The 26,551-nt window shown below is 58.2% G+C and carries 24 protein-coding genes, 1 pseudogene and 1 riboswitch; of the genes and pseudogenes, 12 read left to right on the top strand and 13 right to left on the bottom strand.

The window, feature by feature from the left end; genetic code table 11:
* Positions 1 to 37 precede the first annotated feature (37 nt).
* Positions 38 to 1,222 (bottom strand): methionine adenosyltransferase, encoded by a 1,185-nt coding sequence (metK, locus tag DBQ51_RS12385; RefSeq protein ID WP_107631697.1) that lies wholly within the window; start codon positions 1,220 to 1,222, stop codon positions 38 to 40.
* Between the two features lie 79 nt (positions 1,223 to 1,301).
* Positions 1,302 to 1,405: riboswitch (SAM riboswitch) on the bottom strand.
* A 283-nt stretch (positions 1,406 to 1,688) separates the two neighbouring features.
* Between metK and DBQ51_RS12380 the strand changes: the two genes are divergently transcribed.
* The 5 genes from DBQ51_RS12380 (at position 1,689) to DBQ51_RS12360 (ending at position 8,038) form a co-directional block, all read left to right on the top strand.
* Positions 1,689 to 4,652 (top strand): acyl-CoA dehydratase activase, encoded by a 2,964-nt coding sequence (locus tag DBQ51_RS12380; RefSeq protein ID WP_082396829.1) that lies wholly within the window; start codon positions 1,689 to 1,691, stop codon positions 4,650 to 4,652.
* Complete coding sequence (locus DBQ51_RS12375; protein ID WP_242977929.1) at positions 4,627 to 5,895, top strand: 2-hydroxyacyl-CoA dehydratase; 1,269 nt, start codon at positions 4,627 to 4,629, stop codon at positions 5,893 to 5,895. Before DBQ51_RS12380 ends, DBQ51_RS12375 begins: the two co-directional genes overlap by 26 nt.
* Before the next feature lie 173 nt (positions 5,896 to 6,068).
* Positions 6,069 to 6,314, top strand: a complete 246-nt coding sequence (locus DBQ51_RS12370) for a FeoA family protein (protein ID WP_107631696.1) — start codon at positions 6,069 to 6,071, stop codon at positions 6,312 to 6,314.
* On the top strand, positions 6,311 to 7,489 hold the full coding sequence (locus DBQ51_RS17230) for a FeoB small GTPase domain-containing protein (RefSeq protein ID WP_242977927.1): 1,179 nt from the start codon (positions 6,311 to 6,313) through the stop codon (positions 7,487 to 7,489). Before DBQ51_RS12370 ends, DBQ51_RS17230 begins: the two co-directional genes overlap by 4 nt.
* Positions 7,490 to 7,567: 78 nt before the next feature.
* Entirely contained in the window at positions 7,568 to 8,038 is a 471-nt protein-coding gene (locus tag DBQ51_RS12360) for a low molecular weight protein-tyrosine-phosphatase (RefSeq protein ID WP_054326392.1), read from the top strand.
* A 36-nt stretch (positions 8,039 to 8,074) separates the two neighbouring features.
* On the opposite strand, the gene DBQ51_RS12355 is transcribed toward DBQ51_RS12360, so the two are convergent.
* Positions 8,075 to 8,791, bottom strand: coding sequence for a FadR/GntR family transcriptional regulator (locus DBQ51_RS12355; RefSeq protein WP_054326391.1), 717 nt, complete (start codon positions 8,789 to 8,791; stop codon positions 8,075 to 8,077).
* Between the two features lie 258 nt (positions 8,792 to 9,049).
* Here DBQ51_RS12355 and ilvD point away from each other — a divergent pair, with 258 nt between their 5' ends.
* Positions 9,050 to 10,765: a dihydroxy-acid dehydratase gene (gene ilvD / locus DBQ51_RS12350; RefSeq protein WP_107631695.1), complete on the top strand. Its 1,716-nt coding sequence runs from the start codon at positions 9,050 to 9,052 to the stop codon at positions 10,763 to 10,765.
* A gap of 357 nt (positions 10,766 to 11,122) precedes the next feature.
* On the opposite strand, the gene DBQ51_RS12345 is transcribed toward ilvD, so the two are convergent.
* Positions 11,123 to 11,785, bottom strand: a complete 663-nt coding sequence (locus tag DBQ51_RS12345; RefSeq protein ID WP_107631694.1) for a formate/nitrite transporter family protein — start codon at positions 11,783 to 11,785, stop codon at positions 11,123 to 11,125.
* A gap of 89 nt (positions 11,786 to 11,874) precedes the next feature.
* Positions 11,875 to 12,501 carry a GNAT family N-acetyltransferase gene (locus DBQ51_RS12340; protein ID WP_107631693.1) on the bottom strand — a complete coding sequence of 209 codons (627 nt, stop codon included), beginning with the start codon at positions 12,499 to 12,501 and terminating at the stop codon, positions 11,875 to 11,877.
* An 87-nt stretch (positions 12,502 to 12,588) separates the two neighbouring features.
* Here DBQ51_RS12340 and DBQ51_RS12335 point away from each other — a divergent pair, with 87 nt between their 5' ends.
* The 3 genes from DBQ51_RS12335 (at position 12,589) to DBQ51_RS12325 (ending at position 15,586) form a co-directional block, all read left to right on the top strand.
* Complete coding sequence (locus DBQ51_RS12335) at positions 12,589 to 13,395, top strand: MerR family transcriptional regulator (protein WP_054326387.1); 807 nt, start codon at positions 12,589 to 12,591, stop codon at positions 13,393 to 13,395.
* A 264-nt stretch (positions 13,396 to 13,659) separates the two neighbouring features.
* Positions 13,660 to 14,184 (top strand): adenine phosphoribosyltransferase, encoded by a 525-nt coding sequence (locus tag DBQ51_RS12330; RefSeq protein WP_054326386.1) that lies wholly within the window; start codon positions 13,660 to 13,662, stop codon positions 14,182 to 14,184.
* Positions 14,185 to 14,224: 40 nt separating this feature from the next.
* Positions 14,225 to 15,586, top strand: a complete 1,362-nt coding sequence (locus DBQ51_RS12325) for an NCS2 family permease (protein WP_054326385.1) — start codon at positions 14,225 to 14,227, stop codon at positions 15,584 to 15,586.
* Between the two features lie 109 nt (positions 15,587 to 15,695).
* On the opposite strand, the gene DBQ51_RS12320 is transcribed toward DBQ51_RS12325, so the two are convergent.
* A complete protein-coding gene (locus DBQ51_RS12320; protein ID WP_107631692.1) occupies positions 15,696 to 17,318 on the bottom strand; it encodes a recombinase family protein in 1,623 nt (540 codons plus the stop codon).
* A gap of 426 nt (positions 17,319 to 17,744) precedes the next feature.
* Here DBQ51_RS12320 and DBQ51_RS12315 point away from each other — a divergent pair.
* Positions 17,745 to 18,581 (top strand): annotated as a pseudogene (locus tag DBQ51_RS12315) (nucleoside recognition domain-containing protein); the annotation flags it as partial.
* A 58-nt stretch (positions 18,582 to 18,639) separates the two neighbouring features.
* On the opposite strand, the gene DBQ51_RS12310 reads toward DBQ51_RS12315, so the two are convergent.
* Positions 18,640 to 18,867: a helix-turn-helix transcriptional regulator gene (locus DBQ51_RS12310; RefSeq protein ID WP_054326381.1), complete on the bottom strand. Its 228-nt coding sequence runs from the start codon at positions 18,865 to 18,867 to the stop codon at positions 18,640 to 18,642.
* Between the two features lie 255 nt (positions 18,868 to 19,122).
* Here DBQ51_RS12310 and DBQ51_RS12305 point away from each other — a divergent pair, with 255 nt between their 5' ends.
* Positions 19,123 to 21,543, top strand: coding sequence for an ATP-dependent helicase (locus DBQ51_RS12305; protein WP_107631691.1), 2,421 nt, complete (start codon positions 19,123 to 19,125; stop codon positions 21,541 to 21,543).
* A gap of 47 nt (positions 21,544 to 21,590) precedes the next feature.
* Here the strand turns inward: DBQ51_RS12305 and DBQ51_RS12300 are convergent, their stop codons facing one another.
* Positions 21,591 to 21,833 (bottom strand): helix-turn-helix domain-containing protein, encoded by a 243-nt coding sequence (locus tag DBQ51_RS12300; protein ID WP_082396823.1) that lies wholly within the window; start codon positions 21,831 to 21,833, stop codon positions 21,591 to 21,593.
* Positions 21,834 to 21,964: 131 nt separating this feature from the next.
* On the opposite strand from DBQ51_RS12300, the gene DBQ51_RS16665 reads away from it, so the two are divergent.
* Positions 21,965 to 22,504 (top strand): hypothetical protein, encoded by a 540-nt coding sequence (locus DBQ51_RS16665; protein ID WP_159068177.1) that lies wholly within the window; start codon positions 21,965 to 21,967, stop codon positions 22,502 to 22,504.
* A 33-nt stretch (positions 22,505 to 22,537) separates the two neighbouring features.
* On the opposite strand, the gene DBQ51_RS12290 is transcribed toward DBQ51_RS16665, so the two are convergent.
* From DBQ51_RS12290 to DBQ51_RS12265, 6 genes are all read right to left on the bottom strand, one after another.
* A complete protein-coding gene (locus DBQ51_RS12290; RefSeq protein ID WP_242977925.1) occupies positions 22,538 to 23,245 on the bottom strand; it encodes a sigma-70 family RNA polymerase sigma factor in 708 nt (235 codons plus the stop codon).
* Complete coding sequence (spoIIAB, locus tag DBQ51_RS12285; protein WP_054326378.1) at positions 23,242 to 23,679, bottom strand: anti-sigma F factor; 438 nt, start codon at positions 23,677 to 23,679, stop codon at positions 23,242 to 23,244. Before spoIIAB ends, DBQ51_RS12290 begins: the two co-directional genes overlap by 4 nt.
* A 1-nt stretch (position 23,680) precedes the next feature.
* A complete protein-coding gene (locus tag DBQ51_RS12280; protein ID WP_054326377.1) occupies positions 23,681 to 23,998 on the bottom strand; it encodes an anti-sigma factor antagonist in 318 nt (105 codons plus the stop codon).
* 81 nt (positions 23,999 to 24,079) lie between these two features.
* Positions 24,080 to 25,387 (bottom strand): bifunctional folylpolyglutamate synthase/dihydrofolate synthase, encoded by a 1,308-nt coding sequence (locus DBQ51_RS12275; protein ID WP_159068176.1) that lies wholly within the window; start codon positions 25,385 to 25,387, stop codon positions 24,080 to 24,082.
* Positions 25,353 to 26,048 (bottom strand): CatA-like O-acetyltransferase, encoded by a 696-nt coding sequence (locus tag DBQ51_RS12270; RefSeq protein WP_054326375.1) that lies wholly within the window; start codon positions 26,046 to 26,048, stop codon positions 25,353 to 25,355. The genes DBQ51_RS12275 and DBQ51_RS12270 overlap by 35 nt, the downstream gene beginning before the upstream one ends.
* On the bottom strand, positions 26,029 to 26,490 hold the full coding sequence (locus tag DBQ51_RS12265) for a hypothetical protein (RefSeq protein ID WP_054326374.1): 462 nt from the start codon (positions 26,488 to 26,490) through the stop codon (positions 26,029 to 26,031). The genes DBQ51_RS12270 and DBQ51_RS12265 overlap by 20 nt, the downstream gene beginning before the upstream one ends.
* Positions 26,491 to 26,551: the final 61 nt, after the last annotated feature.

Below are 26,551 nucleotides of genomic sequence, written 5' to 3'. Positions count from 1 at the left end.
CGCCTCCAAAACAGTCCTTTTGTCTGCGGCCGCCCGTTCAGTCGAGCGCCTTTTTCAGCTCCTCCACCTTATCGGTCTGCTCCCACTTGACGCCCAGCTCCTCGCGCCCCATGTGGCCATAGGCGGCGAGCTGCTTGTAGATCGGCCGGCGCAGGTCAAGCGTTTCGATCAGTGCCGCCGGACGCAGGTCGAACACGCGGCGCACGGCCTCGGCCAGCCGGCCCTCGTCAACCACACCCGTTCCGAACGTTTCCACCATGATGGATACCGGCTCCGCTACGCCGATCGCATAGGCCAACTGTAGCTCGCAGCGCCGCGCCAGCCCCGCTGCGACGATATTCTTCGCTACCCAGCGCGCGGCATACGCCGCGGAACGGTCCACCTTGGTCGGGTCCTTGCCGGAGAACGCGCCGCCGCCGTGCCTGCCGATGCCGCCGTAGGTATCGACGATGATCTTCCGTCCGGTCAGGCCGGAGTCTCCCTGCGGGCCGCCGATGACAAAGCGGCCAGTCGGGTTGATATAGTATCTGGTGTTTTCATCCAGCAGATGACTCGGGATGACCGGACGGATCACCTGCTCAACCATGTCCTTGCGGATTTGCTGGAGGGACACCTCGGGGCTGTGCTGGGTGGAAAGCACAACGGTATCGACCCGCACCGGCTGCCCATCTTCATCATATTCGACCGTGACCTGGCTTTTGCCATCCGGCCGGAGGTAGTCGAACATGCCGTTCTTGCGCACCTCGGCCAGACGCTTGGCCAGCTTATGCGCCAGCGAGATGGGCAGCGGCATCAGCTCGGGTGTTTCATCGCACGCGTAGCCGAACATCATGCCCTGGTCGCCCGCGCCGATGGCGAGGTCCGCGTCAGCCGCGCCCGCTTTGCGCTCCAGCGAGCTATCCACGCCCAGAGCGATGTCGGGCGACTGCTCATCGATCGAGGTCAGCACCGCGCAGGTGTCGCAGTCAAAGCCGTACTTGGCGCGGTCGTAGCCGATCTCCCGAATCGTGTCGCGCACGACCCTGGGGATATCCACATAGCAGGTCGTGGAGATCTCGCCCATGACCTGTACCATGCCGGTCGTGCAGGTCGTTTCGCAGGCCACGCGCGCGTACGGGTCGCTCGTTAAGATTTCGTTAAGGATTGCGTCCGAAATCTGGTCGCAGATCTTGTCCGGATGCCCCTCCGTGACGGATTCCGATGTAAAAAAATGATGTGCCATAGCGATTTTATTCCTTTCTGCATTTTTCGGGAGAGCAACAAAAAACGCTCCCTTTTGGGAGCGAAAAGTGCGTTTTGCCCCCTCATCTTTCGTGTTCATACGCCGGATTTGGCACCTTACGCATGGATTTGCGCAGGTTGCCGGGTTTCACAGGGCCGTTCCCTCCACCGCTCTCGATAAGGAAATTTATTCATTTACGCAGTCTATTTTATATAAAAATACGCGCTTTGTCAAGGCGTATTTTCGGCAGCCCCGCACCTTTACAGTGGATTGACATTTCTCCCATGCGCGTATATATTAAATAAGTAAGATTGCGGTCTTGCGGCGGCTTTCCCCCATTTATACCAGTTCAGGAAAGCATTTCCCAGCGAAAACCCCTGTTTTCTGCAACGCAGAACGCATCTTGCCGCAATTTTCCATGCGTCTTGCGGCGCATTGTTTTTTACACGGGAGAAAAAGGATACTTATGAATGTAAACGTAGGAATCGACATCGGCTCGACGACCGTTAAGATCGTTGTCGTGCGCGATGGGGAGATTATCCACAAACATTATGAGCGCCACTTTTCCAAGGTGCGCGAAAAGGCTGTCGAGCTTGTGACAAATGCCCGCAGCCTGATCGGTGAGGACGCCGTTATCCACTGCGCGATCACCGGCTCGGCTGGCCTCGGCGTTGCCAAGGCGTCGGGTATCGACTTTGTGCAGGAGGTATTCGCCACCCGCAAGGCGGTCGGCGTCCATGTCCCGCAGGCCGACGTGGTTATCGAGCTGGGCGGCGAGGATGCGAAGATCGTTTTCCTGACCGGCCAGCTGGAGGAGCGCATGAACGGCTCCTGCGCCGGCGGCACGGGCGCTTTCATCGACCAAATGGCGATCCTGCTTGACGTGACGCCCACCGAACTGGACGAACTGGCGCAGGGCGCGGAGCGTATCTATACTATCGCTTCCCGCTGCGGTGTGTTCGCCAAGTCGGATATCCAGCCGCTGCTCAATGAGGGCGCACGCAAGGAGGATGTTGCCGCCTCCATTTTCCAGGCGGTCGTTAACCAGACGGTCGCGGGGCTTGCGCAGGGGCGCGAGATCAAGGGGGACGTCCTCTTCCTCGGCGGTCCGCTGTTTTTTTTCAAATGCCTGCAGCGACAATTCCAGAAAACCCTGCAGCTCGACGACGACCATGCGCATTTTCCGGCGCTCGCCCCCTATGCTATCGCGGCGGGCGCGGCGGAATATGCCAAAGACACCCGCTCCACCTATTCCGTCGATTCCCTGCTGGAAGCGCTGGAAAAGGCCGCGGCCGCGCCTCTGGTGGCCCAATACTTGCCGCCGCTGTTTGAAAACGACGAGCAATACCAGGCCTTCAAGCGCCGCCACGGGGTACACGACGTAATGACGGAAAACGTGACCGTTTATCAGGGCGACGCTTATCTGGGCATCGATTGCGGTTCAACAACTACCAAATTGGTATTAATCGGTGAAGACCATCAGATCCTGTTCCACCATTACCAGTCCAATAAGGGCAATCCGGCCGACGTGATCCGCGAGCAGCTCACCAAGCTCTATGAGCTGTGCGGCGACCGCGTGCATATCGTGTCCAGCGCAGTCACGGGCTACGGCGAGGCGCTCATCCAGAACGCCTTCGGCGTGGATTTCGGCCTGGTCGAAACGGTCGCGCACTTCCGCGCGGCGCGCCACTTCTGTCCGGACGTGGACTTCATCATCGATATCGGCGGGCAGGATATCAAATGCTTCAAGATCCGCAACAAATGCATTGATAATATTTCGCTCAACGAGGCCTGCTCGTCCGGCTGCGGCTCGTTCATCGAAACCTTTGCCCGCTCGATGGGCTATTCAATCGAGGAATTCTGCAAGCTCGGCCTGTTCGCCCAGCACCCGATCGACCTTGGCTCGCGCTGCACGGTATTCATGAACTCGTCGGTCAAGCAGGCGCAGAAGGACGGCGCGGGCATCGACGCGATCTCGGCCGGCCTGTCGGTTTCGGTCGTCAAAAACGCGCTGTACAAGGTCATCCGCGCTCACTCGCCGGATGACCTCGGCCAGCACATCGTGGTGCAGGGCGGCACCTTCCTCAACGACGCCATCCTACGCTCGTTCGAGCAGGAGATCGGCCGCGACGTGACCCGTCCCGCGATCTCCGGCCTGATGGGCGCATACGGCGCCGCGCTGCACGCCAAGGACAACCGTCCCGCTAAAACCACGCTGATTGGCATGGACGTGCTTTCCCATTTCCGCCACACGGTCAAATCCGCGCGCTGCGGCCTGTGCGAGAACCACTGCAGCCTGACGGTCAACGATTTCGGCGGCGGGCGGCGGTTCATCTCGGGCAACCGCTGCGAACGGCCGCTCGGCGGCACAAAGAAGGCCGAGCTGCCCAACCTGTATAAATGGAAGCTCGAAAAGCTCAAGAGCATGGGCGAGCCGAGCGGTAAGCCCATGCCGAATGGCACAATCGGCATCCCGTTCGGCCTGAATATGTATGAGCTGCTGCCGTTCTGGACCACGTTCCTGCGCGCGCTCGGCTTTGAAACCGTACTGTCCGACGTATCCACGCGCGATATGTATATGCGCGGGCAGCACTCCATCCCGTCGGACACGGTCTGCTATCCGGCCAAGCTGATGCACGGGCATATCGAAAACCTGCTCGACAAGGGTGTGGACGCGATTTTCTATCCCTGCATGACCTATAACATCGACGAGGGCCGCGCCACCAACTGCTACAACTGTCCGGTTGTGGCCTATTATCCCGAGCTGCTCAAGGCCAACGTGAGCGCGCTGCAGGACTTTGACTTTATGATGCCGTATTTTGAACTGACCGAACCCAAGCGCTTTGTCCAGCAGGCGGTCAAGTACTTTTGCGGGAAATACCCCAGACTGAAGAAAAAGCAGGTGGCCGCTGCGTCCCAGGCCGCGTATCAGGCGCTGGCGGACTATTATGCACAGATCCGCATCGAGGGGCAGAAGGCCATCGCCTACGCGGACACGCACGGGCTGGATATCGCGGTCATCGCAGGCCGGCCGTACCACGTCGATCCTGAGATCAACCACGGCATCGACCAGCTCATTGCTTCATTCAACATGGTTATCGTGTCCGAGGACGCGGTCTGGCAGCTTGCCAAGGTACCGGAGGTCCATGTGCTCAACCAGTGGACCTACCATTCCCGCATGTACGGCGCGGCGAAGTATGTCACACGCAAGGAAAACGCGCAGCTCATCCAGCTCGTATCGTTCGGCTGCGGCATCGATGCGATCACAACGGACGAAATGCGCGCTATTTGTGAAGACGGCGGCAAAATCTATACACAGCTTAAAATTGACGAGATCAGCAACCTGGGCGCGGCCAAAATCCGCATCCGCAGCATGCTGGCCGCAGTAGAGGAGGGCAGAAAGCTTGCAGAACAACAACATATCAGCTAACCCTCCGGAGCGGCCGCGGTTCACTGAGGAAATGCGCAAGGATTATACCATCCTGGTACCCAACATGCTGCCAGTCCAGCTCGGCTTGATGTGCCGCCTGATGAAAAACTACGGCTACAACATGGAGCTGCTGCATACCGAAGGCCCGAACATCGCGGAGCAGGGTCTGCGCAACGTGCATAACGACACCTGCTATCCGGCCCTGCTGGTCATCGGCCAGCTGCTGGACGCGATCGAATCCGGCAAGTATGACATCCATAAGGTCGCGCTCATTCTACCGCAGACGGGCGGCGGCTGCCGCGCCTCCAACTATATCCATTTGCTGCGTAAGGCGCTGGATAAAAACGGATACGGGTTTATTCCCGTCATATCGCTCAACTTCGCTGGACTCGAGGCGGACATCAACCCCGGCTTCAAGCTGACCAAAACTATGGTCATGCAGATCGCCTACGCGCTGCTGATCGGCGATCTGATCATGATGGTCGCCAACCAGTGCCGCCCTTATGAATGCGTTCCCGGCTCGACCGATAAGGCGATCGACATCTGCATGAGCGCGGTCACCTCGCGCTTTACCAGCGACCGCATCATCCGCTACGGCGAAGTCAAGCACCTGTACCGGTATGTGCTGCAGGTTTTCGGCAAGATCAAGCTGGACAAATCGCAAAAAAAGAAGATGGTCGGCATCGTGGGCGAGATTTATGTCAAATTCTCCCCGCTCGGCAACAACCAATTGGAAGCGTTTTTGCTCTCCGAGGGCTGCGAGCCTGTCCTCCCCGGTCTGATGGACTTCTGTATGTACTCAGTCTACAACTCGGTCATCGACCATGAGCTATACGGCCGCTCGGGGGCGCGCGCCGCGACCTATAAGGTGATTTACCAGTTCCTGCTCAGCAAGCAGGCGGATATCATCCGCCTGATGAAGCGGGACGGCAACTTCCGCCCGCCCATGCCGTTTGAAGAGGTGCGCAAAAAAGCGCTCGACATCATCGGGCCGGGCGTAAAAATGGGCGAAGGCTGGCTGCTGCCCGCCGAGATGGTCGAGTTGATTACCGAGGGCGTGACCAATATCGTTTGCACCCAGCCGTTCGGCTGCCTGCCCAACCACATTGCCGGCAAAGGGATGATCCGAAAAATCCGAGAACTGTATCCGCAGGCGAACATCGTCGCGGTCGATTACGACCCCGGCGCGTCAAAAATAAACCAAGAGAACCGCATCAAGCTGATGCTATCCTCCGCCGAATAACCCTGATACGACCGAAAAATGCCGCTGACGCGGCGTTTTTCTTTTTTGCGCTCCGCTGCGGCGCGGGGTTTTGCCGCGCTCCGGATGTCACGCCGCCCCCCCGCCGCATAGCATGAAGTAACCGCCCTTTCCCTGCGGAAAGCGCGGCCAAATCCTAAATAGGGAATGATAGCATGAACCATGAAACCTTTTTCCCGCTGCCCGACCTGCCGGAAGGGATGGGCGCGCGCGTGCGCACGTTACACCTCTCGGGCGGAATGCGCCGCCGCCTGCAGGATCTCGGCCTGGTTGACGGGACGCGGGTGACCTGCATACAGCGCGCCGCCGCGGGTGATCCCACCGCCTACCTGATCCGCGGCGCGGTCATCGCCCTGCGGAAAAGCGACGCCGCACAGATCGAAGTCGGGGTGGTCCCTTGAGGCAGCGCACCGGAGCGCCGGTGGTCGCGCTGGCCGGCAACCCGAACGTAGGCAAATCGACGGTGTTCAACGCGCTCACCGGCAGCCGCCAGCACACTGGGAACTGGAGCGGCAAAACCGTTGCAAACGCATACGGCGTGATGCGCTGCGGCGATACAGGCCTGACGCTGGTCGACCTGCCCGGTACTTATTCCCTGCGCGCCCGCTCCTCTGAGGAGCGCGTTGCCCGCGATTTCCTCGCCTCCGGCGATGCGGACGCAGCCATCCTTGTTGCGGACGCGACCTGCCTGGAACGCAATCTGATTTTGGTCCTGCAGGTACTCGAGGTCATGCCGAACGCCGTACTCTGCCTCAATCTGATGGATGAAGCGCGCAAAAAGCGTATCCGAATCAACACCGAAGCCCTGCAGCGCGAGCTGGGCATTCCAGTCGTCCCCTGCGCTGCGCGGCGCGGACGCGGCCTGCCGCAGCTCACGCAGGCGGTATGCTGCGTGCTGGAAAACGATTCGTCCGGTCCGGTCGCTGCGATCCGCTATCCGGATGTGATCGAAAACGCGCTGCAGCGGGTGGGCGGTACACGCGGCGAAGCGCTTGCCACGCTCGCGCTGCACCCGCCCGGCGGCCTGACCGGACAGCAATTCGACGACATGGTAACCGCCGCGGCCGCGCTGCGCGCGGAGGAGATCGCCCTCACCTGTGTCCAGGTACCGGAGGCTGCCTGCGCCCGCGACCGGCAGCTCGACCGCATCCTGATGAGCCGCCGCCTGGGAATCCCGCTCATGCTCCTCCTGCTCGCCCTGGTCTTTTATATCACCCTGTTCGGCGCAAATGTGCCAAGCGAATGGCTCGGCACGCACCTGCTGGGCCTGACCGCGCCGATCGCGGCCGGCTTGTCCGCGCTCGGGCTTCCTCCCTTTGTTGTTTCCATGCTGGCCGATGGCGTATGGCGCGTGCTGGCGACCGTCGTATCTGTCATGCTGCCGCCCATGGCGATCTTCTTCCCATTGTTCACGCTGCTGGAGGATGCCGGCTATCTGCCGCGCGTGGCCTTCCAGCTCGACCATGCGTTCCAGCGGGCGCACGCCTGCGGCAAGCAAAGCCTAAGCATGTGCTTATGGAAAAAGTGTATGCGGCCGCAGCCGCTTGACAGGCGCGGCGCCATCGCGTATATTTGATTATAACAAAAAGTTAGCAATATCTGCACTTAACAAAGAGGTTCAAGGCCTTTAATCAGATCTCAGGAGTTATAAAGAATGACAAAAATATTATTCGTGTGCCACGGCAATATCTGCCGCAGCCCCATGGCCGAGTTCGTAATGAACGACCTGCTGCAGCGCGCCGGCCTGTCCGGCTGCGCGCAAGTCGCTTCCGCCGCTGTGAGTGCGGAGGAGCTCGGCAATCCCGTCTACCCGCTAGCGCGCCGCAAGCTGGCCGAGCACGGGATACGATGTGACGGAAAAACCGCCCGCCTGCTGCAGGCGGCGGACTACCAGACCTACGACCTTCTGATCGGCATGGACCGCCGCAACCTCGAGGCGATGCGCCGCATCTGCGGCAGCGATCCTGACCATAAACTGTGCCTGCTGCTTGATTTCACCGCCCAGCCCCGCGATGTTGCCGATCCCTGGTACACCCGCGACTTTGAGCAGACCTGGCTGGATATCACAGCCGGCTGCACCGCCCTGCTCCAGACATGCTTCAGCGCGCAGACGGGACCTCTATAACCACACCCACGCCAGCCAAAGAGCGGCGGTAAAAACTTACCGCCGCTCTTTTGTATCCCCTGTTTGCCCATCCCGTGCCAGCAGCCCGCGCAGGCGGTTCCGGTTATAGACCAGGTGCAGCGTCATTGCATCCTCTGCGGCAATCGGGTCGTTTGCACGGACAGCCTCCACGATGGCACGATGCGAGCTGATCGTTTCTTCCTTCAGGCGTGCGTCCGTCAGGTCGATAAACAGATCGATCGCCCCCAGAATGATCGGCTCCAGATTCGGAATCACCACATTGCCGCTCAGCTCGCCGAGCTTGGCATGGAACGCGGCGTCCTCCTGCGTGTGCCGCGCGCCGGCAGCATACCGCTGCTCGACGGCCAGCGCCAGCGCGGCCAGCTCGTCCGCCTGCGCGGGGGTAGCGCGCAGCGCGGCCAACGCGGCAACACGGGGCTCGAGCATCATGCGGAACTCCACCAAGTCGGCAGCCAGCTTCTGTTTATCACGGATAAAAGTGAAGCCCAGCGGATCGTCCGATACGCCGGTGTTCCCGCTGACGAACACCCCCGCCCCCTGCCGCGCCTCCAGGATATTGCGCGAGGACAGCATGCGCACCGCTTCCCGCAGCGTGCTGCGCCCCACTCCCAGCAGGCCGGACAGTTCCCTTTCGTTGGGCAGCCGGTCCCCCTGCTCCAGCCCTCTGTCCACGATATATGCGATCAGCGCGTCCGCTGTCTGGCCGGCCAGCGACCGGTTATCCTCCGCCATGGTGCCGCCTCCTTTCCTGTCTCTATTGTATCCCAACCAACCGGCGCGCGCAAGCACTTCCCAGCATTTCCTCCCCAAATCATCAGATATATTCCATCTTCTTTATTTTTTGTTTGTGTTATTTTCCCGATTTTTTGTTTTATTATTGACTTGTCCTACTGGAAGCGTCTATAATAAGCTTAAAGTCATCAGATGAATTTGATGGGTGCGTAAAACAATCAGGCAAAACACGTTTGAGAGAAAAGGAGCGGAACTGGTATGATAAGTCAGGAGATTCGCAAGCTCGCGCCGGAGCAGGACCCGCTGCGCATGGGCATGGGCTGGACGGTGGAGGATCTGTCCAAGCCCCAGATCATGATCGAGAGCACATTCGGCGACAGCCACCCGGGCAGCGCTCATCTGCTTGAGCTGGTTGACCGCGCGGCGGATGGCGTCAAGCAGGCGGGCGGCCAGCCCGCCCGCTATTTTGCCACGGATATCTGCGACGGTATGGCGCAGGGGCATGACGGCATCAACTATTCGCTCGCCTCGCGTGACACGATCTGCAGCATGATCGAGATACACGCGGGCGCGACGCCGTTTGACGGCGGTATTTTTGTGGCCTCCTGTGACAAGGCGGTACCCGCGCACCTGATGGGGATCGGCCGCGTCAATATGCCTTCCATCCTGGTCACGGGCGGCGTCATGGACGCGGGTCCCGACCTGCTGACGCTCGAACAGATCGGCAAATACAGCGCCATGTGCCAGCGCGGCGAGATCACCGAGGAACAGCTCACCTATTACAAGCAGCACGCCTGCCCCTCCTGCGGCGCGTGCTCGTTCATGGGTACCGCCTCCACCATGCAGGTCATGGGCGAGGCGCTCGGCCTGATGCTGCCCGGTTCGGCGCTCATGCCCGCCACCTGCGAGGACCTGCGCGACGTTGCGCGCCGCGCGGGCGAGCAGGTCATGCGTCTTGCGCAAGCCGGTCTCAAGCCGCGCGATATCGTCACGCGCGAGTCGTTCGAGAACGCCATCATGGTGCATGCGGCGATCTCCGGCTCCACCAACTCGCTCATCCATATGCCTGCGATTGCGCATGAGTTCGGCATCGAGCTGGATGCCGAGCTGTTTGACCGCATGCACCGCGGCGCGCATTATCTGCTCGATATCCGTCCGGCGGGCAAGTGGCCGGCGCAGTATTTCTATTACGCGGGCGGCGTGCCGCGCATCATGGAGGAGATCAAGTCCATGCTGCACCTCGACGCGATGACCGTCACCGGCAAAACGCTGGGCGAAAACCTGGAAGAGCTGCGCGCCAACGGCTTCTATGACAAGTGCGACGAATACTGCGCCGCGCACGGCGTGACCCGCGACGACGTTATTCGCCCATTTGACAAGGCGATCGGCACGGACGGCGCGATCGCGATTCTTAAGGGCAACCTCGCGCCCGAAGGGGCGGTCATCAAGCATACGGCCTGCCCCAAGGAGATGTTCCAGGCGACGCTGCGCGCCCGCCCATTCGACAGCGAGGAAGAGGCGATCGACGCGGTCCTGACCCACAAAATCCAGCCCGGAGACGCGGTGTTCATCCGCTACGAAGGCCCCAAGGGCTCCGGCATGCCTGAAATGTTCTACACCTCGGAGGCGATTTCGTCCGACAAGGAGCTTGGTCGCTCGATCGCCCTGATCACGGACGGACGCTTCTCCGGCGCGTCCACCGGCCCGTCCATCGGCCACGTTTCGCCCGAGGCGGCCAGCGGCGGCCCGATCGCGCTGGTCGAGGAGGGCGACCTTATCCGCATCGATATCCCCGCGCGCGTGCTTGCGATCGTCGGTGTGAACGGCGAGGAAAAAACGCCCGCCGAAATGGAGGCAATCCTGGCCACGCGCCGCGCCAAGTGGCAGCCGAAGCCGGCGAAATACACCTCCGGCGTGCTCAAGATCTTCTCCGAGCACGCGGTATCCCCCATGCAGGGCGGTTACATGAAATAACGCGCAAACAGGCTTTCCCAACCGCCTGCGGCGACCAGCCGCAGGCGGTTTTCCTGTCCGCGCGGCAATGTTAAGCACGCTTAAAATGTTCGCTAAGCCTTCGCAAGAGCCGTTGAACCGCGTGCTATGCTCTGCAAATTTATGCTGAAAAAGTTTATCTATAACTATCGCGATCAAGGCTTGTGCTTTAAGCCTTACTGTGATTATACCTACTTATTCGTCTGATACACGCTCGAAACAATCCGCAATGTCCCGATTCCGTCCTATAAAAACGGCCGGCCTGCTATATAGTATCCTTAAAAGCGCTCCGGCACGGTCCCTGCGTGTCGAAGCGCTTTTTCGTGTTATTATGTGGAGTTATGCCGCGTCCTGCAGCTTCTGTGCGGCGCGGTATCCCTCCGCCACAACGACCGAACCTGCCGAATTACCCAGTACCATGACCGCCATGGACAGCCACGCCTGCCCGCTGTCCCACACGCCGGCCAGCGAATAATAAAACATATTGGCAACACAGTGCTCAAAGCCGGAAAGGATGAACACTGCAACGGCCAAAAATACCGCAGCGTATTTGCCCAGTGCAAGCTCAAAAACGCCAAACCCATTCACGCCAATGTACATCAGCACGCCGCAGAACACCGCTAGGATAAAAACGCTGACCGGCTCGTCCTGCAGCTTTACCGCACTCAGCTCAGCCGCGCGTCCAACCAGATTTGCCGCTGCGCGCGTCTGCCGAAGCAGCAGCGCTGTGCCGAATGCGCCCGCAAAATTTCCCGCAAGCGTCAGCAGCAGCTTCGCGGCATAGCCGTGTCCGCCGCGGAACAGATACCCGATCTTGCCGGTATACAGCCACAGCCGCATGGAAACCACAAAAAACAATCCGATGCTGAACAGCGAAGCGCCGACCACCTTGCTGTCCACCGATAAATATACCGTCCCGCCAACCGAGATCATCATGCCGGCCAAAACGCCGGACAGCAGTATCCCCATATACGCCCTTGCACCGCCTGTTTTCTTATCCATATCCGTCGTCCCTTTTCTCTGTTTCGTTTTTTATTTATGCTAACCTTTTCGAAAGCAAATAAATTCAGGTAAAATCAAAATTTATGATTTTATACCGCCATGTCATAAAGATAAAATTCCAATTCGCCTTTTTGTCCTTTCATATGGACAAGGTGTTTGTACTGCTGTTGGCGTACCATGCCCTGATGCTCATAAAATCCGAAATTACAGCTTGTATCGGTATAAAGATAGAAATCGCTAATACTCCGGCTTTCCATATAGGCTAATAAACAGCGGAACAGCATTTTCCCGATCCCAAGCCCTCTGTATTCGGGGGACAGGGCAAACAGGGCAAGCTCCCCTTTATAGTCTTTGCTGCACTGTCTTAAGAGCCGGTTGTCTATATCGTCCACATTCTTATAGAAATTCAGTATTTCACGCCCCTCTTTAGAAATCAGCAATCCGCATAATGCGGATATTTGGCGCAGGCGATATTTCGGCGGACAGTGATGTTTTTCTATATCCTTTCCCAAAATCAGTCCCACAGGAACACCGTTGACTTCCGCAACTCGCGTATAGGTCTGATTTGTCAAACAGGTTGCAAGATAGACTTTTGCAAGCTTACGAGCTGTCTTTGGGGTTGCAAATCTGTCATAATTCCATGTTTTTCTTATCACATCTTCCAATGCTGGTACATCTTCTTTCTTTAACTCTCTTAATTTTATGTTATTTTCCATATCCGGTCAAACCCCTTTCCTTTTGCTTTCATTTGGCATATACTTATCATAAACTATACAGTAAGTGTAATGTCAACGAGGTAATTTATGGAAAATAAAACCATACGGCTTACAACCGCACAGTTCGCAGAATTACACAATGTCAATAAAAGGACGTTGCATTATTACGATTATATCGGTTTGTTTTCTCCACGCTACAAGGGGGAGAACGGATATCGATATTATGACTATTCACAGAGCATAGATTTTGAATATATCCGTATGCTGAAAGAACTCAATCTGAGCATTGCGGAGATCAAAGCATTTATCCATTCCTTTGACGAACAGAAATTCCTTGAAATTGTTTCTGTCAAGCAACGGGAAATTGATGCGGAAATCCGAAAGCTGAAAGCGGTCAAGTCTGTTCTAAGCCAGAAAAAAGAACATCTTTTACTTTGCCAGCAAATCAGCGATATCCATATAGAAATAGTTTATCTGAAAAAAGAATATCTGTTGACCGTCCCTTATGAATTTGAGGAGGATAACCTTATCAAAGTCTTTACATATGTTCAAAGTATCTGGCCGCCAGAACAGTATCGCTCAGGCGTAGGGAGCTATATCTCTCTATATAAGCTTCAGGAGGGACAATTTGACAAATATGACGGCTTATATACGGTGATAATGGAACATAAAAAGCAAAGCGGTTTTATGATAAGGCCAAAGGGAGCGTATCTGTGCGGCTATCTAAAAGGTGGATGGGACAGACTTCCTGAATTATATAAAAAAATGCTAAATTATGCCAACGAACACAATCTACAGCTTACAGGATATTCCTTTGAGCGCGAGCTTACAGACTATATGATTGCCAACGAAAAAGAATACATGACGCAGGTTCTGATTAAGATTGCAGATTAGACTTGATACATATTATATCAAATCAAAATGTGTCTGACAAACCATACGCTGTGCAACCCCTGCCGCCCAATCTGACATATAAAAATAAAAACGGATATCTTGTCGTATTTCGGCAAATAAAGCTCTTGTAAAGTGCGAAAGATTTGTTACAATTAATTTGTATGCGGCGCGGTCGTGGCATTCGGGCGCGCGTCCGCCGCAGACAGGGGGAAACCAGCCACAAAAACCGCGGGCCGCACCGCCCGCACCAAAGAAGGAGGAAGCATGAGCAAAATAGAACCGTATATCACCAGCATTCCGGATTTTCCCGAACCGGGCGTGATCTTCCGCGACATCACCACCGCCATCGGCAGCGCGGACGGTCTGCAGCTTTCGGTCGACGAGATGGCCGCGCTGCTCGAGGGGGAGCCGTTCGATGTGGTCGCGGGTCTGGAATCCCGCGGCTTCCTGTTCGGTATGCCGATCGCGTACAAACTGCACAAGCCGTTCATCCCCATCCGCAAGGAGGGCAAGCTGCCCCGCGAGACAGTCGGGGCGACCTACAGCCTAGAGTACGGCACCGCCACAATCGAGGTCCATAAGGACGATATCAAGCCCGGCATGCGTGTCGTCCTGATCGACGACCTGATCGCGACCGGCGGCACGCTGGAGGCGGCGGCGCATCTGTTGGAGCAGCTCGGCGCAAAGGTCGTCAAGATCGTCTGCCTGCTGGAGCTGAAGGGCCTGCATGGGCGCGACCGTCTGAAAGACTATCCGCTGGCGACCGTCGTATCCTACGACGGCAAATAAGAAAGGGAAACCAGAGAAAGAAAAGGGGCTGAAAAACAAAATGTTGGAAAGAGTATTCAAGCTGTCCGATAATAAGACCACCGTCCGGACCGAGGTCATGGCCGGCGTCACCACGTTTATGACCATGGCGTATATCCTCGCGGTCAATCCAAGCATTCTCGGTTCGACCGGCATGGACCCGACCGCCGTCCTGCTCGCTACCGCGCTGGCTTCGTTCATCGGCACGGTGTGCATGGCGCTGATGGCCAACCTGCCGTTTGCCCTGTCCGCCGGCATGGGCTTGAACGCTTTTATGGCGTATACGGTCGTCGCCGGTTACGGCTACAGCTGGCAGGTCGCGCTGCTCGCCGTCTTTGTCGAGGGTCTGATCTTTGTCGTCCTCTCGCTGACCAATGTGCGCGAGGCGATCTTCAATGCGATCCCGCTGACGCTCAAACGCGGCGTTTCCGTGGGCATCGGCCTGTTCATCGCCTTTATCGGCCTACAGAACGCGGGGCTGTCCGTGGATTCCTCCACGCTCGTTACCATCACCAGCTTTACGGATAACTTCCATACCGCTGGCATCTGCGCGCTGCTCGCGCTGGTCGGCCTGTTTATCACCGCCGTGCTGTATATCCATCAGGTCAAGGGCGCTATCCTGTTCGGCATCCTGCTGACCTGGATCATTGGCATGGCCTGTCAGGGGGTCGGCCTGTATGTTCCAGACGCGGAAGCGGGCTTCTACTCCCTGTTCCCCGCGTTTGGCATGACCGATTTCACCAAGCTCGGCCTGACGTTCGGCCAGTGCTTCAACGTGGACTTCAGCACGGTCGGCATCATCAATTTTATCGTTGTGATCTTCTCGTTCCTGTTTGTAGATATCTTCGATACCCTGGGTACGCTGATCGGCGTTGCCACCAAGGCGGATATGCTGGATAAGGATGGTAAGCTGCCCCGCATCAAGCCCGCCCTGCTGTCCGACGCAATTGCGACCTCCGCCGGCGCGGTGCTCGGCACCTCGACCACGACGACGTTCGTCGAATCCGCCTCCGGCGTTGCGGTCGGCGGCCGTACCGGCCTGACCGCCCTCGTCACCGCCGGCCTGTTCCTGGTATCCACCCTGTTCGCGCCGATTTTCACCGCGATCCCCTCGTTCGCCACCGCGCCCGCGCTCATCATGGTCGGCTTCCTGATGGTTGGCACGGTGACGGAAATCCGCTTCGATCTGGACAACCTGACCGATGCCATTCCGGCTTACCTCGCCATTCTTTCGATGCCGCTGTTCTACAGCATCTCCGAGGGCATCTCCATGGGCATTATCTCCTATGTGCTGCTCAACCTGGCGGCCGGCAAGGGGAAAAAGGTCGCGCCGCTGATGTATGTACTGGCGGTCCTGTTTATCCTCAAATATATTTTCCTCTGATACATTCGGGAAATGGAACGGGCGTCCGGCGTTGAGCCGGACGCCCGTTTTGCGTATCCCCGATTCAATAGAAAGCGGGACGCATCCGATCTTCATCGGCATGCCCCGCTTATTCAATCCATTCCACTTCACAGGGCTCGGGCAGAAAACGGAAAGAGATCGAGAGCTTCTGCCGTTTGGCCCTACCCCTTTCTGTTTTTTCGTATGTACCTTGCCCTACTTCGATCCGCCCGATCAGTTCAAAGAGCAACGGCGGCGTCAACTCGTCGATATCCTTATACTGGCGGATCAGGGCGCGCAGATGCTCCTGCTGCTGCCACAGGCCCGCATCTCCGGCATCCGGCTGCAACGCATCGCGCTGTTTTTGCAGCTGGGCCGTTTTCTGTTCGTATCTTTCGAGCAGCGGATAGAAATTTGTCCCTCCTATCCTGCCCGCTGAACGATCCTCATAAAGCTGTGCGACCAGGCGCTGCATACGGGCCAGTTCCTGATCCAGCCACTCCCGCTCGCGTCCGGCTTCCTGTTCCCGCTCGGCCAACCGCAGGCGGCGGTTCAGGCGTTCAAACAGGTCGTCGCATTCCTTCTCGGACAGACAGGCATACCGGCGCACCGCCTCCAGCACGCAGCGATACAGGCTCTCATACGCGATAAAATGATTAGAGCAGGCCGATGTGCCGTGCAGCTTGTATGCGCCGCAGGCCAGATTCGCGGCCGAACCCTTTTTCCGCGTACCGACCGTGGACATGGCCTTGCCGCAGTCCATACAAAACGCCAGGCCCGAAAAGAGATTTTCAAACGTCCCTTTCCGGCCACAGCGGCGGGACGCGCGCTGGTGCTGTACCGTCTCAAAGGTCTGCACCGAGACCAGCGGCTCATGCCGTTCCGGTACAACGATCCATTCCTCCGGCTGCTTTTCCCGCGTTTTCTTACTCTTGAAGCTGATCTTATCCGTCTTCCCCTGCACGATACAGCCCAGATAGACCGTATCCCGCAGGATCCGGCTGACACCGCCCGCAGTCCATTCCTTGTGCTTTGAGTAGCAGTCCGGATTCAGCTCAGGATGCGCCTGGCAGCGGTATAATGCGGGCGGCGGTTCCCCGCGCTCACCCAGCCTCCGCGCGATCTCCGCCGGACGGGAGCCCGCCGCCGCCCAAATAAAGATCTGCCGCACGATCTGCGCCGCATACCCGTCCGGAATCAGATGGTTTTTATCCCTGGGGTCTTTTTGATACCCATAGGGTGCGAAATTCCCGACGAATTTCCCTTCCTGCATTTTCGCGCGCAAGGCGCTGCGGATTTTCCGGCTGGTATCGCGCGCATACATCTCATTGACAACATTGCGGAACGGCGCCATATCGGTATCCGCCCGCGCGGTATCGAGCCCGTCATTGACCGCGATCAGACGCACGCCGTGTTCTGGGAACACCAGCTCTATATATCGTCCGATCTGGATATAATCGCGCCCCAAGCGGGACAGGTCCTTGACCAGCACGATGTCGAACCGGTGCTGCTCCATATCGCGCAGCATGTCCTGAAAGCGAGGGCGGTCGAAGTTCGTCCCCGGCCACCCGTCGTCTACATACTCGTCCGCCATAGAGAAGCCTTGCCGTGCGGCATACTCCCGCAGCAGGGCACGCTGGTTATGGATGCTCTCGCTCTCACCCCGGTTGGCGTCATCGCGGCTCAGCCGCAGATATAGTACCGCCCGGTTGGCGGCAATACGATCATGCAAGCGAGCCTCCTCCCTTCGTTTTCCGCCTGCGAACGGTCACGACCGCTTATGTAGCTGTTTTCTCCATTTCAAATTGTGCGGCGATCACGTTCTCCAGCAACTCCAGTAAGGTACTGCTGTGCTGTGCCGGACGCGCTTTGGGCTTGGAGTCAGTCATGCGCATACCTCCTTTTTGCATCCTTTTACTCGTACAGGTTCTTACATATCTATAATATGTATATAACACCTTCCTGATTACGGTTTTCCGCGGCAAACACAGCATTTCCCGCACTTTCTCCGCCTCTTTTCCCCAAAATAACGCTCGATGCCGTGCATGCTGGCGCTTGAGCTTGTGGCGGACTGCCTTTTTCCTGCCGGAGTGAGTCAAGCTCCTCCTTTTCACTATATAAAAAAACGAACAAAAAGTTCGCATCCACTTTTTCCCCAAGCATGTGCATGGGGTTTGGATGCAACGCCTGCGGCGTTGTCGGCTGCCGCATCATCGACTCCCCGCGCGAGCGTCTGATCGCCATGCTCACCAACTCGTTCGCCCCCTGCAACGGGCGCTTCCCGCTGCTGATCTTCCTCTGCTCGGTCTTTTTTGCCGGCAGCGCCGCCGGCGGCTCCCTGCTGCTGACCACGGTCATCGCAGGCAGCGTGCTGCTCACGCTCGCCGCCTCCCGCCTGCTCTCCGCGACAATACTGAAAGGGGTGCCCTCCTCCTTCACCCTCGAGCTGCCCCCCTACCGTGCGCCGCAGATCGGCAGGGTCATCCTGCGCAGTATATTCGACCGCACCCTGTTCGTCCTGGGTCGGGCGGCAGCGGTCGCCGCGCCCGCTGGGCTGGTGATCTGGCTGCTCGCCAATATCACGGTCGGCGGCATTCCGGTTTTCAGCCATCTGACTGCTTTCCTCGACCCCTTTGCGCGGCTGCTCGGCCTGGATGGAGTCATCCTGCTGGCTTTCGTGCTGGGCTTCCCCGCCAACGAGCTGGTCATGCCGCTGATCGTGATGGGCTATCTGGCAACCGGTACGCTTGCGGACATCGCAGACCTTGCCTCGTTCCATACCCTGTTGCTCGCCAACGGCTGGACGCTGACAACCGCGCTCTGCACGCTGTTCTTTGCCGTTGCACACTGGCCTTGCTCCACCACCTGCCTGACGATCTGGAAGGAATGCCGCAGCGTCAAATGGACGCTTGCCGCCATCGCCCTGCCCACAGTTTTCGGCTGTGCGCTGTGCTTTATCGTGCATACCGCGAGCCTTTTGCTGGGCTTTGCCTGAAAAAAACCGCCCTGTCCAGGGCGGTTTTTTTATCGGCGTTTTGGTCCGCGCCAGCGTATCAATCGCGGAATTCCAGCAGCTTATACGCAGGGAGCTCCAGCGCGTCCGCGATATCGAACAGGGTATCCATTGACGCACCTGCTGTCGCGCCCTCGATTTTCGCGATCGTGGACCGGTCCACATCGATTACCTCCGCCAGTCCTTCCTGCGTGAAATGCCGGTCCTTCCGGTAGTATGCGACATTAAGCCCGAGCTTCCTGTATTTATCGGAATGCCTGAAATCCATTCTTATCACCTCATGGTAATAAGTCTACCCATGTAATGCCCCGATAAAAATATCATGCTATTCTACTTTTGTGCGTTTACACTCACCATTTGTTGAGTTAAACTCCACAAATGCCTATTTTTATTCCACAAAAATACAAAAAAGGAGATTTTATCATCCTGCGGCACTCCCGCAGGGTCGGAACGGGAACATTTGTTTTCCCTCTGTTTTTATGCTATACTGGTTTTGTATCTCCATCATGAAACGAGGAAACCTATGGAACCGACCAAATTCGACCTGAAGTACGCGTCCATACGGCGCGCCATTATAGAGCGGCGCTTTTCTTCCCTGAACGAAAAGCAGCGCGAGGCGGTATTTGCCACCGAGGGGCCGCTGCTTATCCTTGCGGGCGCGGGTAGCGGCAAAACCACCGTGCTCATCAACCGCATCATCAATATCCTGCGCTTTGGCGAGGGGCTGGACAGCTCCTATGCGCCTGCAGGCGCCACCGAGGAGGACCTGCTGTTCCTCACCGAATACCTGACCGCCCCTCAGCCGGAAAATCGGGAACACGCGGAGCGGCTGTGCGCCATGCATCCGGCAAAGCCGTGGGAGGTCATCGCGATCACGTTCACCAACAAGGCCGCGCGCGAGCTGCGCGAGCGCCTGCAGGCCGCGCTGGGAGATGAAGAATCCGCCTCCGCCGTCTGGGCCTATACGTTCCATACCGCCTGCCTGCGCATCCTGCGGCGCCATGTCGACCTGCTCGGCTTTGAGACCGCTTTCACCATCTATGACGAGGACGATAAAAAGCGCGTCGTCACGAACGTGATGAAATCGCTCAACCTGGATACCAAAACGTTCGACCCGCGCACCGTCATGAGTATGATCAGCCGCGCCAAGGACAAGCTGATGACCCCTAGGCAGTTCCGCGCGGACGGGGCGGGCGACTACTTCCGCGAAAAGGTCGCGGAGGTGTACCAGCTTTACGAAAAAGAAATGAAAAAGGCCTGTGCGCTTGATTTCGACGACATTATCATGAAAACCGTCCTCCTGCTGCAGAGCAATCCGGATGTGCTGGAATACTACCAGCGCAAATTTCGCTATGTGCTGGTGGACGAGTATCAGGACACCAACTACGCCCAGTATGTGCTGACCAGCCTGCTGGCGGGCTATTACGAGAACATCTGCGTTGTCGGGGACGACGACCAATCCATTTACAAATTCCGGGGAGCCACCATTACCAATATTCTCGAATTTGAAAAGCAGTTCAAGGACGCGAAAACCATCCGTCTGGAACAGAACTACCGTTCGACCGGCAATATCCTGAACGCCGCCAACGAGGTCATCCGCAACAATGTCGGCCGCAAGGGCAAGGAGCTGTGGACCGACCACGGCGACGGCGCCAAGATCCACCTGCACCGCTCGGACAGCCAGGAGGGCGAGGCCGCCTACATCGCGGATACCATCCGCGAGGGAGTGGAGCAGGGACTTCGCTGGGGTGATTTCGCGGTGCTTTACCGCAACAACGTCCTGTCGGACAATATCGCGGCCGCGTTCATCCGCGCGGGCATCCCCTACCGTGTGTACAAGGGACGCGACTTCTTCTCGCGCGCCGAGGTGCGCGATATGTTCGCTTACCTGTGGGTGCTGGAAAATCCAGCGGACGAGCTGCGCCTGCGCCGCATCATCAATGTACCCGCGCGCAAGATCGGCGACAAATCGGTTGAAACGGCGGCACAGCTCGCTGTGGGAAACGGCGTGACGCTGTACGAAACGGTGTGCCACGCGTCGGACTATCCCGCCCTGTCCCGCGGCGCGGCGGCGATGGAAAAATTCGGCGAAATGATGGAAAACCTGCGGAAGCAGAAGGAGTTCCTCTCCCTTTCCGAGCTGTACGACGGGCTGCTCGACCAGACCGGCTATCTCGCCGCGTTGGAAGCCAGGGGCGGCGCGGAGGAGCAGAGCCGTATCGAGCATATCGAAGAGCTTAAATCCTACATCGTCAGCTATGAAAACGACCATGACGACGCTTCTCTTGCGGGCTTCCTTGAGGAAATGGCGCTGTACACAGACGCCGACCAGTCCGGCGAGGAGGAGGACGCGGTCCTGATGATGACCATGCACTCGGCCAAGGGGCTGGAATTTCCGGTCGTATTCCTCGCGGGCATGGAGGACGGCCTGTTTCCCGGCTTCCGCGCGATGGAGCGCGACGAGGATATGGAGGAGGAGCGCCGCCTGTGCTACGTTGCGGTGACGCGCGCCAAGGAGCAGTTGTACCTGACTTGTGCCGAACGGCGCATGCTGTACGGCCGCACTCAATACGCGCATCCCTCCCGCTTTATCGACGAGATGCCGCGCGAGCTGCTCGACAGCAACATTGTGGAGCGCCGCATGTTCCAGCAGGTCACCCAGCCCGACCCCGGGCTGTCCCGCGCGCAGGTCGCGCGGGCGCGTTATGTTTCCCCTGCCGCGGCCGCCCCCTCCTTTGCCGCTCCCGCGGCACAGCCGGCCGGTTCCCCCCTGCCCGATTTCTCCGCCGGCTGCCGCGTACGCCACAAGGCATTCGGCGATGGGATGGTCGTTTCGGTCAAGCCCATGGGCGGCGACGCGCTGCTCGAAATCGCCTTCGACCAGAAAGGCACCAAGCGGTTAATGGCAAAATCGGCCGCGCAATTTATGGAAAAACTGATATAAGGCTGGAAAAAGAGGACGGACGCGATGCGCCCGCCCTCTTTCTTTTACTAAAATTCAATAAAGTCAAATGCCACGTTCCTTTCGATCACCTGTATCAATTCGTGTGGCTCCATATCCAATGCAAATGCTATTTTAAAAATCGTATCAAGCGTCGGACTGCGCAACCCCCTCTCAATCTTACTGTAGTGCGTGCGGTCAAGAGCAGCCAAACCGCTCAGTTGTTCCTGCGTCAACCCTTTTTTCCGCCGCAGCCCCTGTATTGTTTTACCAACAGCCTTGGTATCCAGCATGAATGTACCCTCCTACTGTTTTCCATAATAGCAAGGGCTCATTTTGTTTCTGAGGTCAGTTGACCTCAACCAGAAACTGTGATATAGTTTAGGTAGTAATCCAAAATCAAAACACAGAAAGGGCGAAAAAGATGAAAAAAGTATTATCACTGTTATTCTCGGGTGTCATAACGTTTTCCCTGTGTGCATGTGGACAGGGGAACTCCAGCGGTTCCCCCACAGACGAGGATCTAAACAATGCGGCTGGCAACCTCTATCTGGCTGAGGTGGCGATCGATTCTGCCGCATCACTTCTACTGGAGAACTGGACGACAACAGGAAGTGTCATGAACTGTTATTTTGATGAAAGCGCATACGAAGAGTTAAATAGCGGTTCTCTCAAAGACCGCGCCCAAAGCGTCCATGATTTCCGCAGCTACGCCAAAGATGTTATGGACGATGCCAAAACACTGCTTGGCACAGAAGGCACCGGCGACTTTTATGATGCAGCAAAAAACTACTATCTAGCTGTCAACGATTATTACAGCCTGATCTCTGCTTATCCCAGCGGCTACTCCAAGCTGACCTACTCCAGCGCCATTTCCGAAAAGAAGGGTGAATGCCAATCCGCTTTCAACGAACTGACCTTTTACACATCTGCGGATTCTGTGGAAGCAACTGAATCAGAATAACCCAAGCGGGCTGTCCCTCAACGGACAGCCCGCCTATTCCATCAGCTTTTCCCGCAGCGCCTGGATCGCCCGTTTTTCAATCCGCGACACCTGCACCTGCGATACTCCGATGATCCTGGACACCTGCTGCTGTGTTAGGTCGCGCGAGAAACGCAGCGCCAGCACCTGCCGGTCGCGATCCGGCAGCGTCCTCAGCGCCTCGCCCAAGGACAAATACAGGCAGGCACGCTCCTCCATGCCCTCGTCGCCTACAATATCGCCCAGCCGCCCGCCGCCGGATAGCTCGCGTTCAAAGGAGTCCACGGCTACGTCCGCCTGCTCGCATGCAGCAACCTCTTCCACGGTCAGACCGGCGGCTTCCGCCAGCTCGGACACGGTTGGCGAACGACCGGTTCTGCTTTCCAGCTCGCTTTGGATGCGCCGCACCCGCACCGACCGCTCCTTGACCGACCTGCTGACCTTGACCGCGCCGTCGTCCCGCAGGAAGCGTCGGATCTCGCCCGCGATCTTGGGTACCGCATAGGTGGAAAATTCGTTGCCCAGCGCTGGGTCAAAGCCGCGAACCGCCTTGATAAAGCCCACGCAGGCGAGCTGGTACAGATCGTCCGGTTCGGCGCCGCGCCCATAGTAACGCCGCGCGATCGACCAAATCAACCCGCTGTTTTCCTCGATCAGCCGAGCTTCCGCGCCGCGGTCGCCCGCGGCGGCCTGTTCCAGCAGGCCGCGCATGCTGGTCGTCACGCGCCGCGCTCCTTAAGTACCTTGACCATGGTCACCATCGTCCCCTTGCCGGGCGTGGAGCGCACGCGCAGCTTATCCGTAAAGGTTTCCATGATGGTGAAGCCCATGCCGCTGCGCGTATCGTCGCCGGTCGTGAACATGGGCTGGCGCGCCTGCTCGACGTTCTCTATGCCGCGGCCGGCGTCCTTTACCTTTAGCTCCAGCACCCGCCCTTCCAGCAGGCGCACCGCGACCGTGATAAAGCCGGCCTTATCCGCGTAGCCGTGTACGATCGCGTTTGTGACCGCCTCGCTCACCACGGTTTTGATATCGCCCAGCTCCTCCATCGTGGGATCGAGCTGCGCCACGAACGCGCCTACCGACTGCCGCGCGAACGCCTCATTGACCGAGCGGCTTTCAAATTTCAGGCTCATTTTGTTAACGACAGCGCGCATCTTATTCCCCCCTCTCAAAAATCATAACCTGCGGCAGTCCCGCAGCCTCGAACACGCGCATGGGCTGCGGCGGCGCGCCCCGCACGATAAATTCATAGCCGCTGCGCGCGCAGGTACGGTGCAGGTGCAGCACGACCGCCAATCCCGAACTGTCCATGAACGTCAGTCCGGACAGGTTGAGGATCAGCTTTTCGCAGGGGTAAAGCACAAGCAGGTCCTCCGCCTGCTCGATAGCCGCACGCGCCGCATGGTGGTCCAGCTCGCCGGAAAGCGAGATCATCAGCGTACCGTCCCGCTCGGCCTGTGTGATATGCAGCATATATATTCACCTCGTTTGTTCTCCCAAAAAGAAAAAGGCCTGTACCCTTGTACAAGCCTTATATTACCAATATTTAACTGTTTATTCTGCCGTTTTTTGTCGCGTCCGCAGGATTTTTTCGGCCTCTCCAACCAGAAACAGCGAGCCGCACACCAGAATGCAGTCCTCCTGCGAGGCATTCCCCAGCGCCGCGGCCAGCGCACGCTCTACCGTATGGCAGTCATATACCTCGGCGCAGCCCTGCTCCGCCAGCGCGGCAACCGTCTGTTCGTTCAGGGAACGGTCCTCCGTATCCGGCGCGCAGGCATAGAACACGTCCGCGCGCCGCGCCATCCGCCGGACGCAGACCTCGTACTCCTTATCCCGCACCATGCCCATGACCACATGCAAGCGGCGCATTTTGAGAAGCTCGTCCACCGTGCGGCAGAGCGCCTCTATCCCCGCCTCATTGTGCGCCCCGTCGAGCAGGACGAGCGGCTGGTCCACCACGCGCTCCAGGCGGCCCTGCATGCGCGCCCGCGCCAGGCCGCGCACCGCGGCCTCCACCGGTATCTCCCAGCCGCGCAACCGCAGAGCGTCCACAGTGCGCAGCGCGGTCATCGCGTTCTGTAGTTGGTGGCGGCCGGGCATGGCGACAGTGTATCCCTGCCCCCGGCAGACAAAGGCCGAACCGTCGATACCGCAGCGCAGCAGGCGGCATTCGCGCTCTCCCTCATACCACACCGCACCCAGCGCTTCGCACGCATGGTGGATCACGACCTGCGCTTCCTCCGGCTGGCCGTCTGCGCACACCACAGCGGATGCCGGCTTGATGATCGCGGCCTTTTCCCCCGCGATCTCGGCCACCGTATCGCCCAGCACCGCCATGTGGTCGCGTGAAATCGGGGTGATGACGCTGACCTCGGTCGTCCGCACCACATTGGTTGCGTCGCACCGGCCGCCCAGCCCGGTTTCCAGCACCACAATGTCGCAGCCCTGTTCCGCGAAATACCGGAACCCCAGTGCGGTGGTGAACTCAAATTCGCCGATCGTTTCCCCAGCCGGCAGGGACAGGCCTTTCGCCGCAGCCGCCACCTCTCCGGACAGCCGTGTGAGATCGCCGTCCGATATCAGCGCGCCGTTTACACGGATGCGCTCATGGAACTGCACCAGATATGGCGAAGTATACAGCCCCACCCGATAGCCCGCAGCCTGCAGGATCGACGCGGTCATGCACGCGGTCGAGCCCTTGCCGTTCGTACCTGCGATATGGACGAAGCGCAGCCCGTCCTGCGGGTCCCCCAGCGCCGCGCACAGCGCGCGGATGCGGTGCAGCCCCGGCATGCCGGTAAAGCGGCCGAGGGCGTGGATGTAGTCAATTGCTGTTTTGGGCGTTCCGCTCTGCATCATAACCGTACTGTTTCCCATCCTTTCCGTTTTCCGCTACCATTCGGATCTGTTTGTCCAGCTCCCTGTAAAACGCGGCGATATGTATTCCGTCCACCAATGCATGATGGCACAACAGAGAAACCGGCAGCAGGGTCCTCTGCTCCCGTGTGAAATATCTGCCCCATGTGATGCGCGGATTGCTGTCCGCAGGCTGCGGCACCGGCTGCACCAACGCGGTGTAAGTCAGCCACGGCAGCGTAGATACAAAAAAGCACGCCTCCGCATCCTCTTCGCTCTCGCCCAGCGAGCGGGCGGTGGCCGCCCGCTCCTGCACTCGCGCCGCATAGGACAGGAAGTCCCCAAAAGCCATCCCGCTGTCCAGTGTACAGTAGCAGTATGTGCCATCTTCCAGCGCAACAGTATGCGATGTCATACACCTGTCAAATTCGATGATCTTGTCCCCACGAATCCGCTGGCGCAGCTGCGGCACCGCGTTTGCCGCACGGGCCGCACAATAGCAGACCGTTAGGAAAAACGGTATCCTCTCTCGCTCCATCCGTTGCATCAGCAATGTAATATCCACCTCCGCCGTCAAGCCTACATAGGGATAGGCAAGGCCGCGGAAATACGCAAAATGCTGGATGCGCGGATAGTTCTCCATATCAATCCATCGGTAGCCCAATCGTTTCCGCCTCCTCTCTGTGAATACGCGCTGTCCACGAGGATATGCGCCTGCCGTTTCGGAACGACACCCCAACGTTTTCATACGTCTGCCCGTCGAGCTGGCGCAGCGTTTCCGTACCGCTGTATCCGTCCTCCGTGGAGCGGTATATTGATACGATGCACGGGCCGACGATCTCAAATGTGCCGCGCAGCGTCCCCAGCGCGGGGTTGTACGATTCCCAGCAAAGCGTGTCTGGCGTTTCCGTACGCGCGATGCGGTAGCTGTTGGAAAACTGAACCGGCGGGTCGGACCGCACGGTGAGCGTGCCTGCCAGCGTCCATTCGGATGCCGTGCGCCGCACCTGCACCTCTCCCATTAACAGGAACGACCGCCCCTCCGCATCATAGTAGGTGCCGCTGGCCCTCCATACTGTTGTTTGGAAAAAATAAGTATGCTCCATGCCTTTGTCTCCGGACTCCGTTTTATTCAGTATTATAACACACTTTTACAAAAAGAAAAGG

This window comes from Agathobaculum massiliense, from assembly GCF_900291975.1.
Lineage (GTDB): Bacteria > Bacillota > Clostridia > Oscillospirales > Butyricicoccaceae > Agathobaculum > Agathobaculum ammoniilyticum.
Note: the sequence above shows the minus strand (reverse complement) of the source record. Positions and strands in the feature narration are given on the sequence as shown.

Bases quoted from the DNA above. Each gene is read 5' to 3' on its own strand.
- metK (WP_107631697.1), bottom strand. From the start codon at position 1,222: ATGGCACATCATTTTTTTACATCGGAATCCGTCACGGAGGGGCATCCG.
- DBQ51_RS12380 (WP_082396829.1), top strand. From the start codon at position 1,689: ATGAATGTAAACGTAGGAATCGACATCGGCTCGACGACCGTTAAGATC.
- DBQ51_RS12370 (WP_107631696.1), top strand. From the start codon at position 6,069: ATGAACCATGAAACCTTTTTCCCGCTGCCCGACCTGCCGGAAGGGATG.
- DBQ51_RS12360 (WP_054326392.1), top strand. From the start codon at position 7,568: ATGACAAAAATATTATTCGTGTGCCACGGCAATATCTGCCGCAGCCCC.
- DBQ51_RS12355 (WP_054326391.1), bottom strand. From the start codon at position 8,791: ATGGCGGAGGATAACCGGTCGCTGGCCGGCCAGACAGCGGACGCGCTG.
- ilvD (WP_107631695.1), top strand. From the start codon at position 9,050: ATGATAAGTCAGGAGATTCGCAAGCTCGCGCCGGAGCAGGACCCGCTG.
- DBQ51_RS12345 (WP_107631694.1), bottom strand. From the start codon at position 11,785: ATGGATAAGAAAACAGGCGGTGCAAGGGCGTATATGGGGATACTGCTG.
- DBQ51_RS12340 (WP_107631693.1), bottom strand. From the start codon at position 12,501: ATGGAAAATAACATAAAATTAAGAGAGTTAAAGAAAGAAGATGTACCA.
- DBQ51_RS12335 (WP_054326387.1), top strand. From the start codon at position 12,589: ATGGAAAATAAAACCATACGGCTTACAACCGCACAGTTCGCAGAATTA.
- DBQ51_RS12330 (WP_054326386.1), top strand. From the start codon at position 13,660: ATGAGCAAAATAGAACCGTATATCACCAGCATTCCGGATTTTCCCGAA.
- DBQ51_RS12325 (WP_054326385.1), top strand. From the start codon at position 14,225: ATGTTGGAAAGAGTATTCAAGCTGTCCGATAATAAGACCACCGTCCGG.
- DBQ51_RS12310 (WP_054326381.1), bottom strand. From the start codon at position 18,867: ATGGATTTCAGGCATTCCGATAAATACAGGAAGCTCGGGCTTAATGTC.
- DBQ51_RS12305 (WP_107631691.1), top strand. From the start codon at position 19,123: ATGGAACCGACCAAATTCGACCTGAAGTACGCGTCCATACGGCGCGCC.
- DBQ51_RS12300 (WP_082396823.1), bottom strand. From the start codon at position 21,833: ATGCTGGATACCAAGGCTGTTGGTAAAACAATACAGGGGCTGCGGCGG.
- DBQ51_RS16665 (WP_159068177.1), top strand. From the start codon at position 21,965: ATGAAAAAAGTATTATCACTGTTATTCTCGGGTGTCATAACGTTTTCC.
- spoIIAB (WP_054326378.1), bottom strand. From the start codon at position 23,679: ATGCGCGCTGTCGTTAACAAAATGAGCCTGAAATTTGAAAGCCGCTCG.
- DBQ51_RS12280 (WP_054326377.1), bottom strand. From the start codon at position 23,998: ATGCTGCATATCACACAGGCCGAGCGGGACGGTACGCTGATGATCTCG.
- DBQ51_RS12275 (WP_159068176.1), bottom strand. From the start codon at position 25,387: ATGATGCAGAGCGGAACGCCCAAAACAGCAATTGACTACATCCACGCC.
- DBQ51_RS12265 (WP_054326374.1), bottom strand. From the start codon at position 26,490: ATGGAGCATACTTATTTTTTCCAAACAACAGTATGGAGGGCCAGCGGC.